The organism is Streptomyces sp. SID10853 (genome assembly GCF_010548145.1).
GTDB lineage: Bacteria > Actinomycetota > Actinomycetes > Streptomycetales > Streptomycetaceae > Streptomyces.
This window is the reverse complement of record NZ_JAAGLN010000184.1, coordinates 1-14,289: the sequence shown is the minus strand read 5'-3', so window position 1 is coordinate 14,289 and position 14,289 is coordinate 1. Positions and strand designations below refer to the sequence as shown.

The 14,289-nt window shown below is 72.0% G+C and carries 13 protein-coding genes; 7 read left to right on the top strand and 6 right to left on the bottom strand.

Going from position 1 to position 14,289, the window contains the following annotated elements; translation table 11 throughout:
• The 3 genes from G3I19_RS26980 to G3I19_RS26970 all read left to right on the top strand — a co-directional run.
• The coding region (locus G3I19_RS26980) for an FAD-dependent oxidoreductase (RefSeq protein WP_164266313.1) at nucleotides 1–574 on the top strand (574 nt) is incomplete at its 5' end.
• A 298-nt stretch (nucleotides 575–872) separates the two neighbouring features.
• Nucleotides 873–2,318 carry a GuaB1 family IMP dehydrogenase-related protein gene (locus tag G3I19_RS26975; RefSeq protein WP_164266312.1) on the top strand — a complete coding sequence of 482 codons (1,446 nt, stop codon included), beginning with the start codon at nucleotides 873–875 and terminating at the stop codon, nucleotides 2,316–2,318.
• Nucleotides 2,319–2,520: 202 nt separating this feature from the next.
• Nucleotides 2,521–3,432: an RNA polymerase sigma factor SigF gene (locus tag G3I19_RS26970; protein ID WP_343235218.1), complete on the top strand. Its 912-nt coding sequence runs from the start codon at nucleotides 2,521–2,523 to the stop codon at nucleotides 3,430–3,432.
• 98 nt (nucleotides 3,433–3,530) lie between these two features.
• Here G3I19_RS26970 and G3I19_RS26965 read toward each other — a convergent pair whose 3' ends face one another.
• Complete coding sequence (locus tag G3I19_RS26965) at nucleotides 3,531–3,890, bottom strand: ATP-binding protein (RefSeq protein ID WP_239074855.1); 360 nt, start codon at nucleotides 3,888–3,890, stop codon at nucleotides 3,531–3,533.
• 175 nt (nucleotides 3,891–4,065) lie between these two features.
• Nucleotides 4,066–4,995, bottom strand: a complete 930-nt coding sequence (locus tag G3I19_RS26960) for an NADP-dependent oxidoreductase (protein WP_164266310.1) — start codon at nucleotides 4,993–4,995, stop codon at nucleotides 4,066–4,068.
• Between the two features lie 85 nt (nucleotides 4,996–5,080).
• On the opposite strand from G3I19_RS26960, the gene G3I19_RS26955 reads away from it, so the two are divergent.
• The 3 genes from G3I19_RS26955 to G3I19_RS26945 all read left to right on the top strand — a co-directional run bounded on the left by G3I19_RS26955 (nucleotide 5,081) and on the right by G3I19_RS26945 (nucleotide 8,472).
• Entirely contained in the window at nucleotides 5,081–5,662 is a 582-nt protein-coding gene (locus G3I19_RS26955) for a TetR/AcrR family transcriptional regulator (RefSeq protein ID WP_164266309.1), read from the top strand.
• Between the two features lie 193 nt (nucleotides 5,663–5,855).
• On the top strand, nucleotides 5,856–6,653 hold the full coding sequence (locus G3I19_RS26950; protein WP_164266308.1) for a carbon-nitrogen hydrolase family protein: 798 nt from the start codon (nucleotides 5,856–5,858) through the stop codon (nucleotides 6,651–6,653).
• A 109-nt stretch (nucleotides 6,654–6,762) separates the two neighbouring features.
• The gene (locus G3I19_RS26945) at nucleotides 6,763–8,472 is read left to right on the top strand and encodes an NAD(P)/FAD-dependent oxidoreductase (protein WP_164266307.1); all 1,710 of its coding nucleotides are present in this window, start codon (nucleotides 6,763–6,765) and stop codon (nucleotides 8,470–8,472) included.
• A 124-nt stretch (nucleotides 8,473–8,596) separates the two neighbouring features.
• Here the strand turns inward: G3I19_RS26945 and G3I19_RS26940 are convergent, their stop codons facing one another.
• The 4 genes from G3I19_RS26940 to G3I19_RS26925 form a co-directional block, all read right to left on the bottom strand.
• Complete coding sequence (locus tag G3I19_RS26940; RefSeq protein ID WP_164266306.1) at nucleotides 8,597–9,529, bottom strand: LLM class F420-dependent oxidoreductase; 933 nt, start codon at nucleotides 9,527–9,529, stop codon at nucleotides 8,597–8,599.
• Nucleotides 9,530–9,574: 45 nt separating this feature from the next.
• Nucleotides 9,575–10,324, bottom strand: a complete 750-nt coding sequence (locus G3I19_RS26935; RefSeq protein ID WP_275402783.1) for a DUF5995 family protein — start codon at nucleotides 10,322–10,324, stop codon at nucleotides 9,575–9,577.
• An 80-nt stretch (nucleotides 10,325–10,404) separates the two neighbouring features.
• Nucleotides 10,405–11,883 (bottom strand): solute carrier family 23 protein, encoded by a 1,479-nt coding sequence (locus tag G3I19_RS26930; protein ID WP_239074854.1) that lies wholly within the window; start codon nucleotides 11,881–11,883, stop codon nucleotides 10,405–10,407.
• Nucleotides 11,884–12,177: 294 nt separating this feature from the next.
• Complete coding sequence (locus G3I19_RS26925) at nucleotides 12,178–13,410, bottom strand: MFS transporter (RefSeq protein WP_164266305.1); 1,233 nt, start codon at nucleotides 13,408–13,410, stop codon at nucleotides 12,178–12,180.
• A 126-nt stretch (nucleotides 13,411–13,536) separates the two neighbouring features.
• Between G3I19_RS26925 and G3I19_RS26920 the strand changes: the two genes are divergently transcribed.
• On the top strand, nucleotides 13,537–14,289 hold a 753-nt coding region (locus G3I19_RS26920), incomplete at its 3' end, for an ROK family transcriptional regulator (RefSeq protein ID WP_164266304.1).

The following is a 14,289-nucleotide window of genomic DNA, read 5'->3' as shown; positions in this document are numbered from 1 at the left end:
CACCCCGGTGCGCGCGCTCACGGACGCGGGGGCCGAGCTGCCGGACGGTACGGAGCTCCGGGCGCCCCGGGTGGTGGTCGCGACGGGGCCGGAGGCGGCGGCCCGGCTGCTGCCGGGACTCGCGGTCCCCGAGACCCGTACCGTCACGACCTACTACCACGCGGCCCCGCACCCGCCGCTGCACGAGCCGACCCTGGTGGTCGACAGCGCGCGGCGCTTCCTCAACACCTGCGTACTGAGCGAGGTCGCCCCCACCTACGCGCCGGCCGACCGCTCCCTGATCTCCACCTCGGTCCTCGGTTCCGGGGCGCCGGGGGAGGAGGAGCGGCTGCGCGGCGCGCTGGCCGAGGTGTACCGGACCGACACCTCGTCCTGGGAACTCCTCGCCCCGTACACGGTGGAGGGGGCCCTCCCGGCCATGACCGCGCCGTGGCCGCTGAGCCGTACGACGCGGGTGACCCCCGGGCGCTATGTGTGCGGGGACCACCGTGCCACCGGGTCGGTGCAGGGGGCGCTGGCCTCCGGGGCGCGTGCGGCGCGCGAGGTGCTCGCGGACCGGGGCGGCCCGCAGTGACCGGGGCGGGACCGGAGTGAGGACAGGGCGGCGCGCCGGGGTGAGGAACAGGGCGGGGCCGTGGTGAGGACCTTGCGTGAGGCCCGGGGTGAGCCCGCGTCCGCCGTATCAGCGGATTCGGCGGAAGATACGAGACCGACCGCCCCTGCCCTGGTGGAAGCCACAGAAGAGGGGGCGGGCATTCGCCACCCGGGGCCCCATCGGCGATGATGGCCTAGGAGCCGCAGCCTGATCCTGTGCCGGACGGCGCTGACTTCCCGCCCGCCCATTCTGTATAACCGCAGGTGAGAGAGTTAGTATGCGTTTCCTCAATGACCTGAAGCCGCCGTACGACCTGACGTACGACGATGTGTTCATGGTGCCGAGCCGCTCCGCTGTCGGCTCCCGTCAGGGCGTCGATCTGTCCGCCCCCGACGGCACCGGCACCACCATCCCGCTCGTCGTCGCGAACATGACGGCCATCGCGGGCCGCCGGATGGCCGAAACCGTCGCCCGGCGCGGCGGCCTGGTCGTCATCCCGCAGGACATTCCGATCGAGGTCGTCACCGACGTCATCTCCTGGGTGAAGACGCGTCACCACGTCCTGGACACGCCCATCGTGCTCGCGCCGACGCAGACCGTCGCCGACGCGCTGTCCCTGCTGCCCAAGCGCGCGCACAACGCGGGCGTCGTCGTGGACGAGGACGGCAGGCCCATCGGTGTCGTGACCGACGAGGACCTGGCGGGTGTCGACCGGTTCACCCAGCTGTCCGAGGTCATGTCGTCCAAGGACCTGGTGCTGCTCGACGCGGACATCGACCCGCGCGAGGCGTTCAACCGGCTCGACGGCGCCAACCGCCGCTACGCCCCCGCCGTCGACGCGGACGGCAGGCTGGTTGGCATCCTGACCCGCACGGGCGCCCTGCGCGCCACCCTCTACACCCCGGCCGTCGACGCGAACGGCCGGCTGCGCATCGCCGCCGCCGTCGGCATCAACGGCGATGTCGCGGGCAAGGCCAAGCAGTTGCTCGACGCCGGTGCCGACACGCTCGTCGTGGACACCGCGCACGGCCACCAGGAGTCGATGATCGCCGCGGTGAAGGCGGTGCGGGCGCTCGACCCGCAGGTGCCGATCGTCGCGGGCAACATCGTGGCCGCCGAGGGCGTACGCGACCTCATCGAGGCCGGCGCGGACATCGTCAAGGTCGGGGTGGGCCCCGGTGCCATGTGCACCACCCGGATGATGACGGGCGTGGGCCGCCCGCAGTTCTCCGCCGTCCTCGAATGCGCCACGGAGGCACGGAAGTTCGGCAAGCACGTCTGGGCCGACGGCGGGGTCAGGCACCCGCGTGACGTGGCGATGGCGCTGGCCGCCGGTGCGTCGAACGTCATGATCGGCTCCTGGTTCGCCGGGACGTACGAGTCCCCGGGCGACCTCCAGCAGTCCGCCGACGGCCGCTGGTACAAGGAGTCGTTCGGCATGGCGTCCGCGCGCGCCGTCCGCAACCGTACGAGCGAAGAGTCGGCCTACGACCGCGCCCGCAAGGGCCTGTTCGAGGAGGGCATCTCCACCTCGCGGATGTTCCTCGACCCGGCCCGCCCGGGTGTCGAGGACCTGATCGACTCGATCATCGCGGGCGTCCGCTCCTCCTGCACCTATGCCGGTGCCGGCTCCCTGGACGAGTTCGCCGAGAAGGCGATCGTCGGGGTGCAGAGCGCCGCCGGATACGCCGAGGGCCAGCCGCTGCACGCCAGCTGGGGCTGACGGCACCGACGACGACACCGAGCCGGTCCCCGCCCACGCGGGGGCCGGCTCCTCGCGGTTTCCGGTGCCCGGCTCGTCGCGTTTCCGGTGCCCGGCGGTTCCTGGCTGGTGACGCATTGGCCGGATTCCGGCGTATGGAGCGGTCCGTACCGGGTAGCCGGGACCTGCGGAAGCTGTCGGAGAACGAGAGAGGGAGTACACCGTGCCCCTGGCGACCACAGCCCCGACCGGCTCCATGGCCCCGACCGGACCCACAGCCCCGACCGGACCCGCCCGGTACGCCGACCACCCGCCCGGCCGCGCTCCGGGCCGGCTCCCGTACGTGCCGGACCCCTCGAAGGTCGCGCCGTACGACGCACGCGAACTCTCCCGGCTCTTCTTCGCCACCCTCGGCACCGCGGACGAGGGCACACCTGAGCATCAGTACGCGCGCAACACCCTGATCGAGCTGAACCTCTCGCTCGTCAGGTTCGCGGCCACCCGCTTCCGCAGCCGCTCCGACCAGATGGAGGACATCGTCCAGGTCGGCACCATCGGGCTGATCAAGGCGATCGACCGGTTCGAGCTGTCCCGCGAGGTGGAGTTCGCGACGTTCGCCATGCCGTGCATCCTCGGCGAGATCAAGCGCTTCTTCCGCGACACCAGCTGGTCCGTCCACGTCCCCCGGCGCTTCCAGGAGCTGCGGATCACCCTCGCCAAGGCGTCCGACGAGCTGTTCCAGACCCTGGACCGTTCCCCGACCCCGGCCGAACTGGCCCGGCACATCGGGCTGGACGAGGAGGAGGTCATCGAAGGGCTGGTCGCGGCCAACGGCTACACCGCCGGTTCCATCGACTCCACCGTCGAGGACGGAGCCGAGAGCGGTGCCCGGACGCTGGCCGACCGGCTCGGCGAAGCCGACAGCGGTCTGGACCTCGTGGAGAACCTCACCGTGCTGAAACCGCTGATAGCCCGGCTCGGTGTCAGGGACCGGCGCATTCTGCGGATGCGGTACGGCGACGAGCTGACCCAGTCGCAGATCGGAGCCGAACTGGGCGTCTCCCAGATGCAGGTGTCCCGGCTGCTGGCCCGGATCACCGCGCAGCTGCGGACGGGGCTGCTCGGCCAGGAGTGACCGCAGAACGGACCGCAGGCCAGGAACGAGCCGGTGTGCCGGGCGGCGCGCAGGGCCGAGGCGGGCCGGTATGTCAGACGGCGGCAGGTCCCGCGGTCTCAGCCGACCGCGGGCTCCGCTGCCGGATGCGACCAGATCGCCCGGACCGTCTTGCCGGACGCGCGCGGGCTGACCTCGACCCGCCCGGCCAGCCGCAGCACCATGTGCCACCCGAAGCCGCCGCCGCCGGTGAAGTCGGGCTCCCGGGCCACGGGGTGCGCCGGGCTGTCGTCGTCCATCTCCACCACCAGCACGCCCGGCTCGGCGCTCAGCCGCAGGTGCCACCAGCCCGCGGTGTGCCGGGCCGCGTTGGCGACGAGTTCGCTGATCACGAGCAGCACAGCGTCGACATCGGCCCAGGGGCAGTTCTGGGACAGAAATCGGCTGGCGGCATCGCGGGCCGTGGCACTGTCTGCCAACGGCGAATCCATGACAACCACGGGCGGCTCCTCAGTCATCTCCCGCTCGCTTACCCCGCCTGCGCCAGTCCATCACTCCAGGATCCCGGGTTCGCCCCCAGCGGAATCGGAGGCGTCCGGCGGGGCCGGAGTGATCAGGGGGACGGCGCGGGCGGTGAGCGACCGCGAGCCCCGGTCACATGGTGATCACGACCTTGCCGTGGACGTGACGTCCGGCCTGCAGCGCCACCGCCTCGCGAGTCCGCTCGACGGGGAAGGTGGCGGCGACCGGCACGGTGATCGTACCGGCGAGGACCGCATCGGCGATCCGCTCCAGGGCGCCGGGCTCCGCCTCGAACCCTCCGGTCGCGCGCACGCCGCCCGGCGGGTTGGGCCCCGCGGCGATCGTGGAGATCCGCTCGGGCGGCACGCCGAGCGCGAGCGCGGTCTCGGCCGTCTCGGTGCCGAACAGGTCGGTCGCCGCGGACACCCCGTCCGGAGCCAGGGCCCGTACCCGGTCGGCCAACCCGGCGCCGTACGCCACGGGTTCGGCGCCCAGCTCCCGCAGGAAGCCGAACGTGCCCTCCGACGCGGTCCCGATCACCCGGGCACCGGCGAGCCTCGCGAGCTGTACGGCGAACACGCCCACGCCGCCGGCGGCGCCACCGATCAGGACGGTGTCGCCGGACCGCAGACCGATCTCCGACAGAGCGGCGGCGGCAGCCAGGCCCGCCACCGGAAGCGTGCTCGCCACCGTGTCGCTGATGCCGTCCGGCGTGCGGAAGAGCCCGTCGGGCGACTGGGTGGGCACCTTCACCACCACGAAATCGGCCACGGCACGGCCCAGCGCGCCGCCGTGGACGCGGTCGCCCACCGCGAAGCCCGTGGCGGCCTCGCCGACCTCGTCCACGACGCCGGCGAAGTCGTACCCGAAGCCGGACGGCAGGGTGATGCCGAACCGCTCCGCGGCCTCGGGCTGCGAGGCGAGGAGCCAGTCCATCGGGTTCAGACCGGCGGCCGCCACCCGGACCCGGACCTCGCCCGGACCGGCGTGCGGCTCCGGTACCTCGCGCAACTCCAGTACCTCGGGCCCTCCGAACGTCTCGTAGATGACAGCTCGGCTCATGGGAAACCTCCTGCGGACAGAGTGATGGGACTTGGTCTCATCGACTCTACATGAGTGACGGGACCAAGTGCCGTACGCTGTTCCCATGGCCCGCTGGCAACCCAACGCATCAGAGCGACTCGTGTTCGCCGCCCTCGAACTCTTCGCGGAGCGGGGCTACGAGAACACGACGGTGATCGACATCGCCGAGCGCGCGGGGCTGACCAAGAGCACCTTCTTCCGGCACTTCCAGGACAAGCGGGAAGTCCTCTTCGGCGGGGACAGGATGGCCGCGATGCTGGCCGGGGCGATCGCCGCGGCGCCGGACGGTGCCACCCCCATCGAAGCCGTGGGCCACGCCCTGGACGCGGTCGGGAGGGAGGTCTTCACCCCCGAGCGCCGTGAGTTCGCCGCCCGGCGGTACGCGGTGATCGCCGCCAACCGGGAACTGCGGGAACGCGAGGCGCTGAAGGGGCTCGGTCTCACCGCTTCGATGGCCGATGCGCTCGAACGCCGCGGCGTCCCCGAGCTGGCCTCGCGCGTCACCGCGGAGCTGGGCGCGCTCGCCTCGAAGATCGCCTACGAGCGCTGGAGCAGCATGACCGGCGACGAGGGATTCGGTGACGTCGCCCGTCGCACCCTCGGCGAGGTCCAGGAGGCCGGTGCCGTGTCCCTGTCGCTCCGCTGACGCCGGCGGCGCGCGACGGATCACCGCCCGCGTGACTGATCACCCCGTCCGCGCAACGGATCACCATCCGGGGGCTCCGAGACGCAACGAATCGTGCGGACATGCGCAATGGACGTGGCTTGTCCCCATGGAGCAGCTGACCGTACCGTCGGTCTGTCCCCAGAATCCCCTTCTGTACCGTCCGAGGTCTGCCATGCCGCCGCTGCGCACCGCCCTGCTCCAGAGTTCCGGCCGTCCCGGTGACGTCGCGGCGAATCTCACCGCGCTGGACGAGGCGGCGGCCCGCGCCGCGGCCTCGGGCGCGGGGCTGCTGGTCGCCCCCGAGCTGTTCCTCACCGGGTACGCGATCGGTGACGACGTGCCCCGGCTGGCCGAGCCCGCCGACGGTGCGAGCGCGCGGGCGGTCGCGGACATCGCCGTACGCCACGGGATCGCGGTGCTCTACGGCTACCCCGAACGCCACGGCGAGCAGCTCCACAACGCGGCGCAGCTGATCGGCGCCGACGGCAGCCGCTTGGCCAACTACCGCAAGACCCACCTCTTCGGCTGCTTCGAGCAGCAGTGGTTCACACCGGGGGACACCCCGGTCGTCCAGGCCGAGCTGGCCGGGCTCCGGATCGGGATCATGATCTGCTACGACGTGGAGTTCCCGGAGAACGTCCGCGCGCACGCCGTCGCCGGTACCGATCTGCTCCTGGTGCCCACCGCGCAGATGCACCCCTTCCAGTTCGTGGCCGAGTCCCTGGTGCCGGTCCGGGCCTTCGAGAACCAGCTGTACATCGCGTACGTCAACCGGACGGGCCCCGAGGGCGAGTTCGAGTTCGTCGGCCTCAGCTGCCTGGCCGGCCCGGACGGCGCCGTACGGGCCCGCGCCGGACGCGGCACGGAACTCGTCACCGGCGACGCCGATCCCGAACTGCTGCGGGCCTCGCGCGAGAACAACCCGTACCTCCGCGACCGCCGCCCGGCCCTCTACCGCTCGCTGGTCTGAGCCCCGCGCAGACCCGCCGCCCCCACTTCCGCGGCCCGCCCCGGCCGCTCACTTCAGCCGCTCACCTCAGCCGTTCCTGCGGCTTTCCCGTGCAAGGAGCCCGTACCCCATGACGTCCACGGTGCCCACCACCGCTGTCCGGCACGCCGACGGCCGGCCGCCGATCACCATGTTCGGACCGGATTTCCCCTACGCCTACGACGACTTCCTCGCCCACCCGGCGGGGCTCGGCCAGATACCGGCCACCGAGCACGGCGCCGAGGTCGCTGTGATCGGCGGCGGGCTCTCGGGGATCATCACCGCGTACGAGCTGATGAAGATGGGCCTCAAGCCGGTGGTGTACGAGGCGGACCGGATCGGCGGGCGGCTGCGCACCGTGGGTTTCGACGGCTGCGACCCCTCGCTCACCGCCGAACTGGGCGCGATGCGCTTCCCGCCGTCCTCCACGGCGCTCCAGCACTACATCGACCTGGTGGGGCTCGAAACCCGGTCCTTCCCCAACCCGCTGGCGCCCGGCACCCCTTCGACGGTGGTCGACCTCAAGGGCGAGTCGCACTACGCCACATCCGTTGACGACCTCCCGCAGGTCTACCGCGATGTGATGCACGCCTGGAACACCTGCCTGGAGGAGGGCGCGGACTTCTCCGACATGAACCGCGCCCTGCGCGAACGCGACGTGCCGCGGATCCGGGAGATCTGGGCGCGGCTCGTCGAGCGGCTTGACGACCAGACGTTCTACGGCTTCCTCTGCGGGTCCGACGCGTTCGCCTCCTTCCGGCACCGGGAGATCTTCGGCCAGGTCGGCTTCGGTACGGGCGGCTGGGACACCGACTTCCCCAACTCCATCCTGGAGATCCTCCGGGTCGTCTACACGGAGGCGGACGACCACCACCGGGGGATCGTCGGAGGATCCCAGCAGCTGCCGCTGCGGCTCTGGGAGCGCGAACCACAGAAGACCGTCCACTGGCCCTCCGGCACCTCCCTCGCATCGCTGCACGGCGGGGAGCCCCGCCCGGCGGTGACCCGGCTGCACCGCACGGCGGGCAACCGCATCACGGTGACCGACGCGTCCGGAGACATCCGCACCTTCCCGGCCGCGGTCTTCACCGCGCAGTCCTGGATGCTGCTCTCCAAGATCGACTGCGATGACGCGCTCTTCCCCATCGACCACTGGACGGCGATGGAGCGCACCCACTACATGGAGTCGTCCAAGCTGTTCGTCCCGGTGGACCGGCCGTTCTGGCTCGACGAGGCCCTGGACGACAACGGCAATCCGACCGGCCGCGACACCATGTCGATGACGCTCACCGACCGGATGACACGCGGCACCTATCTGCTGGACGACGGCCCGGACAAGCCCGCCACCATCTGCCTCTCGTACACCTGGTGCGACGACAGCCTCAAGTGGCTGCCGCTCTCCGCGCACGAGCGGATGGAGGTCATGCTGAAGTCGCTCGGCGAGATCTACCCGAAGGTGGACATCCGGAAGCACATCATCGGCAACCCGGTCACTGTCTCCTGGGAGGACGAGCCCTACTTCATGGGCGCCTTCAAGGCCAACCTGCCCGGCCACTACCGGTATCAGCGGCGGCTGTTCACCCACTTCATGCAGGACCGGCTCCCCGCGGACCGGCGCGGGCTGTTCCTCGCGGGCGACGACATCTCCTGGACGGCGGGCTGGGCCGAGGGCGCCGTACAGACCGCGCTCAACGCGGTCTGGGGCGTCATGCACCACTTCGGTGGTACGACCGACGCGGCCAACCCGGGCCCCGGCGACCTGTACGACGAGATCGCGCCGGTCGAACTGCCCGAGGACTGAGGGCTGAGAGCTGAGGACGGGGGCGGGGGACGGGGGGCTGGGGACGGAAGCCTGCGGACCGAGGGCCGAAGCCCTCCGTCCGGTCCTGTCCCGCCAGGTCCAGCCCGGTCAGGTCCCCGCCCGGTCAGATCCCGGCCGCGCGGGCTGCCGCGTACACCTCGGCCGCCGCATCGTTCAGTTCGTGCGCGTCGCGCTTCGTGCTCTGGAGGTCGAGCAGGAACTCGGTGGCCACGCCGGTCTCCGCATGGGCCGCCAGATCCTCGACGATCTGCGCGGTGCTGCCGTGGAACGGCTTGCGGTCCCCGCCCTCGTACGGCTTGACGCTGTGCGTCGCGTTGACCCGGACCGTCACGGTCAGCGGCCGCTCCCGGCCCCGCTCGCCCGCCAGGTCCTGGACCCTGCGCCAGTCGCCGGCCAGGGCGTCGGGGCCCAGGGCGACCGGCATCCAGCCGTCCGCCCGGTCGACCAGCCGCCGGAGCGCGCGCGGGCCGCCCGCGGGCAGCTGGACCGGGATGGGGCGGGCCGGCTTGGGGCCGACCTCGGAGGGCGCGATCGTGGTGAACTCCCCTTCGTACGCCACCGGGTCGGGGCCCCACACCGCCCCGAAGACATCGAGCAGTTCGTCCAGGAACGCGCCGCGCTGCGCGAACGGGGCCACGGCCGCCGCCGCGTACTCATCGCTCGACCAGCCCGTCCCGATCCCGGCCACGACCCGGCCGCCGCTCGCCGCGTCGAGCGAGGCGAGGGAGCGGGCCAGCTGAAAGGGCACATGCAGCGGCGCCACCAGCACACTGGTGCCCAGCCGCGCCCGGCCGGTCGCCGCCGCGGCCAGGGTCAGGGTGACCAGCGGATCGGCCACCGAGCGGTACTGGTCGGGCCAGGGGAGCCCCGGAACCCCGTACAGCCCCTGGGTCGCCGGCTCCGGGAAGAGGATCCGCTCGAAGACCCACAGCGACTCGAAACCGGTCTCCTCGGCCGCCCGCGCCACCGCCGGGACGTCGCGCCCGATGGCGTACTGCTTCATCTGGGGAAGACCGAGGCCGAGCGGGATCGCCATGGTGTGCTCCTTCGTCGGGTGGGTCACGGGTGCGTCACTGGCGGGTCAGTGCAGAGGAGTGAGCAGATACCGGCCGACCAGGCCCGCATTTGCGTCCATCCCCGCAGTGAACTCCTCGGCGAGTGCCGGTAGTTCCCGCAGGCTCCAGAGAATCCGGGCTGCCGACCAGGCGGCGTCGCGGGCCCGCTCCAGACTCCATGAGCCGATCAGGTGGGTGAGCGGGTCGACGATCTCCAGGAGGTCGGGCCCCGGCATCAGGTCCTCGCGGATCCGTTCCTCCAGCCGTTCCAGGATCGCGCCCACCCGGTGGAAGTCGCCTTCGAGAGCGGCGGGTTCACAGCCGAGCAGACGGCAGGCGTCGGTGACGGCGAGTGCCAGGTCGTGACCGATGTGTGCGTTGATGCCCGCGAGCGCGAACTGCAGTGGCCGTACGCCGGGATGGTGGCGGTACTGGAAGAGCGGGCGCCAGCAGGCGGGCGGCCGGTGACCTGCGGCGACTGCGTCGACCGCGGCCAGATAGCGCTCGGCGAACACCACATCGAGGGTGGTGGCGCCGCGCGGATCGGGGAACTGCCGTCCCTCGATGCGCTGTCCGACCTCCTCGGTGACCGTCAGATAGACGTTGTTGAAGACCGCCACCCCGTCCGTGGCCGGCCACGACGCCCGCAGGGCGCGCATCCTGGCCGCCACCCCGTCGACCGAGTGCCCGGCGGGGACGGCCGGGGTCACGCGCTGTTCCGGCTGAGCGATGTCCGGCTGAGCGATGTCCGTCTGTGCCATGTCCGTCTGTGCCATGGGGGCAGCCTGGCAGCAGCGGGCGACCGGACGGCGGCATCACGCCCGTACGTCCTCAGAACGGGCGAAACGGGAAGCCCTCAGACGTCGTCGCCGGGCTCGGGTCCTGTACCGGGCCGCGGTCCCCTGCCGGGCTCGGGTCCTGTCCCGGGCTCAGGTCCCGTACCCGGCTCGGTCGCTTCGTACGACGAGGTGCCCGAATCCAGCAGCGGCGTCTGGGACTTGAGGTGCGGCGGCGCCATGGCCCGCAGCGCGTGGTAGCCGGTGATCACCACGATGGTGCCGAGCGCGATCCCGCTCAGCTCGAAGTTGTCCGTGATCTTCAGCGAGACACCGCCGACGCCGATGATGATGCCCGCGGCCGCCGGCACCAGATTCAGCGGATTGCGCAGATCCACCTTGCCGTTGATCCAGATCTGGGCGCCGAGCAGCCCGATCATGCCGTAGAGGATCACGGTGATCCCGCCGAGCACACCGCCCGGGATCGCCGCCACCACGGCACCGAACTTGGGGCAGAGGCCGAAGAGCAGCGCGAAGCAGGCCGCAGCCCAGTAAGCGGCGGTGGAGTACACCCGGGTCGCCGCCATCACGCCGATGTTCTCGGAGTACGTGGTGTTCGGGGGGCCGCCGAGACCGGTGGAGAGCATGGAGGCGACGCCGTCGGCCGCGATGGCGGTGCCCAGTTTGTCGTCGAGGCTGGAGCCGGTCATCTCACCGACGGCCTTGACGTGCCCGGCGTTCTCGGCGATCAGCGCGATGATGACGGGCAGCGCGACGAGGATCGCCGACCACTGGAAACTCGGGGCGTGGAAGGACGGCAGCCCGACCCAGTCCGCCCGGCCCACCCCGGAGAGGTCGAGACGCCAGTGGTCGGTGACCTTGCCGGCCGAGTCGACCGAGTGGATCTTCCCGAACACCTGGTCGGAGAGCCAGGAGAGGGCGTATCCGAACACCAGCCCCAGGAAGATCGCGATCCGCGACCAGAAACCGCGCAGACAGACGACGGCGAGACCGGTGAAGAGCATCACCAGGAGTCCCGTCCACTGGTCCTGCGGCCAGTACGTGGACGCGGTCACGGGTGCGAGATTGAAGCCGATCAGCATGACGACGGCGCCGGTGACCACCGGCGGCATCGCCGCGTGGATGATCCGTGCGCCGAACCGCTGGACGGCGAGACCCGCCACGAAAAGGACCGCACCGACGACGAAGACCGCACCCGTGACGGTGGCGCTGCTGCCACCGGCGGCGCGGATGGTCGCCGCTACGCCCACGAACGAGAGCGAGCACCCCAGATAGCTGGGGACCCGGCCGCGGGTCGCGAGCAGGAAGATCATGGTCGCGACACCGGACATCATGATCGCGAGGTTCGGGTCGAGCCCCATCAGGACGGGCGCCACGAACGACGCGCCGAACATCGCCACGACGTGCTGCGCACCAAGTCCTGCGGTACGCGGCCAGGTCAGCCGTTCGTCGGGGCGTACGACAGCCCCCGGAGCGGGGGTCCTCCCGTCGCCGTGCAAGGTCCAGCGCACGCCGAGGCCGCCCATGATCGCTCCCATTCGTTCAGTTCTCTGCTGATTCTCTGTCTCGCCTGGCAGCTGTCCGTGCACTTCGCGGCAGAAATGGCCACGGCAATGTTAATCCGGACGCTGAGCCTCCCTTTACCGTCCATTACGACCGGGAAGCCTTTGCGGCCTTCACGGCCTGCACTGCCGGGAAGCGGCTCGCGTACCGGCGCACGGCCGTCGGGAGCGCGAGCGGCGCGAGCGGCTGGAGCGGGAGCGGGGGAGCGGCTCCCCGGACGTGCCGACGGACCGTCTCCCCCTGTATGGCTGCCGGACCTGCCGCCCGGGTCAGCCCTGGCCCGCTGAGTCCTGGCTGCGCGCCCCGGACTCCGCCTCCGCCGCACCGGTCTCGGCCACCACCCGGCGTGTCTGGCGCAGTACCCCCGCCGCCAGCACCAGGCCGAACGCCAGCACGGTGACCAGGATGAACGACCCCACCAGCGAGGTCGCGTTGGCGATCCCGCCGATCGCCGACGGCGCGATGAGCCCCGATGTGTACGTGATGGTGGCGACGCCGGCGATGGCCTGGCTGGGGTTGGGGCCGCTCCGCCCGGCGGCCGCGAAGGCCAGCGGGACGACCACCGCGACCCCCAGCCCGATCAGCGCGAAGCCGCCCATCGCCGCGAACGGGTCGGGGGCCAGCACGACCAGCAGCCCGCCCAGCGTGGCCAGGACCCCGCCGCTGCGCACCGTCCGTACCGCGCCGAACCGGTCGACCACCCGGTCCCCGGCGAGCCTGGCCACCGCCATGGTGAGCGAGAAGGCGGTGGTGGAAGCGGCCGCGACGCCCGCCGATGTGTCCAGCGTGTCCCGCAGGAAGACCGCCGACCAGTCGAGGCTCGCGCCCTCCGCGAAGACCGCGCAGAAGCCGACGGCGCCGATGACCAGGGCGGACTTCGGCGGCAGCGCGAAGCGCGGCGGCGGGGTCTCCTCGGTGGTGCTCCGCAGGTCGAGCACCCCCTGGCAGGCGGCGAGTCCCAGCACGGTGAGGGCCGCGGCGGCGATGCAGTGGTGGAGCCTGGCGTCGCTGCCCAGCTGGGCGGCGAGTGTGCCGGCGGCCGAGCCGATCAGCGCGCCCGCGCTCCACATGCCGTGCAGCCCGGACATGATGGACCGGCCGAGCCGGGTCTCGGTCTCCACCCCCAGCGCGTTCATCGCCACATCGGCCATGCCCGCCGCGGCCCCGTAGAAGAAGAGCACCGCGCAGAGGGTGACCAGGTTCGGCGCGAACGCCGGCAGGGCCAGCGCCAGCGTCCACAGCGCGAGCAGTCCGCGCAGCGCGTTGCGGGCCCCGAACCGGTGGGTGATCGCACCCGACACCGGCATCAGCAGCGACGACCCGATCGCCGGAAAGGCCAGCGCGAGGCCGAGCTGCCCCGCGCTCACCCCCGCGTGCTCCTGGATCCATGGCACGCGGGTCGCGAAGCTGCCGGTCACCGCGCCATGGACGCAGAACACGGCAGCCAGGGCATACCGCGCCCGCTGCACCCTCCGCAGGCCGAAGCCCGCCTCGCCGGTCATGCGCCCTCCCGAGCCTGGTGTCCTGTCCCTTACCCCTGCCACGGCTCCCGGTACCGGTGCGTGTGGGGGCCGGGCCGTAAACTATCAGGCAGCCTGCCTGATAAATAGATCTGGAAGGATCCCGGCATGCCCGCATCCTCGATGACCGTCCGGGCCGTCAACGACCGCATCGCCCTCGACCTGCTCCAGGGGCAGGGCCCGCTGACGGCCGGACAGCTCAAGACGCTCACCGGTCTCTCCCGGCCGAGCGTCGCCGACCTCGTCGAGCGGCTCCAGACGGCCGGGCTGGTCAGGGTCGTCGGCGAGGCGGGCGCGGAGCGCCGCGGCCCGAACGCCAGGCTGTACGGGATCGTCGCCGACCGGGCGCACCTCGCGGCCCTCGACGTACGGACCGGGAGCGTCTCCGTGGTCGTCACCGACCTGGTGGGCGCGGTGCTCGCCGAAGCCACCCTGCCCGTCGGTCACGGCGCGGGACCCGGGCCCGCCGACCCCGTCGCGGAAGCGGCCGCCCTGCTGGAGCGCACCGTGCGCGAGGCCAGCGCCGCGCGGCTGCACAGTGTCGGGGTCGGCGCTCCCGGCCTCATCGACCCGGCCACCGGTGAACTGCGCGGCACCAGCGGCCTGCCCGCCTGGCACCGCAGTCTGGTCGGCGCGCTGCAGCAGCGGCTGCCCGCCACGGTCCTGGTCGAGAACGAGACCAATCTCGCCGCGCTCGCCGAGCAGCGCAGCGGTGCGGCCCGCGGCCTCGACACCTTCGTCCTGCTCTGGCTCGGCCACGGCGTCGGAGCCGCCCTCGTCCTCGAAGGGAAGCTGCGCCGGGGGGCGTCCGGCGGCGCCGGAGAGGTCGGCTTCCCCCCGGTGCCCGGCGACGGGCTCCCG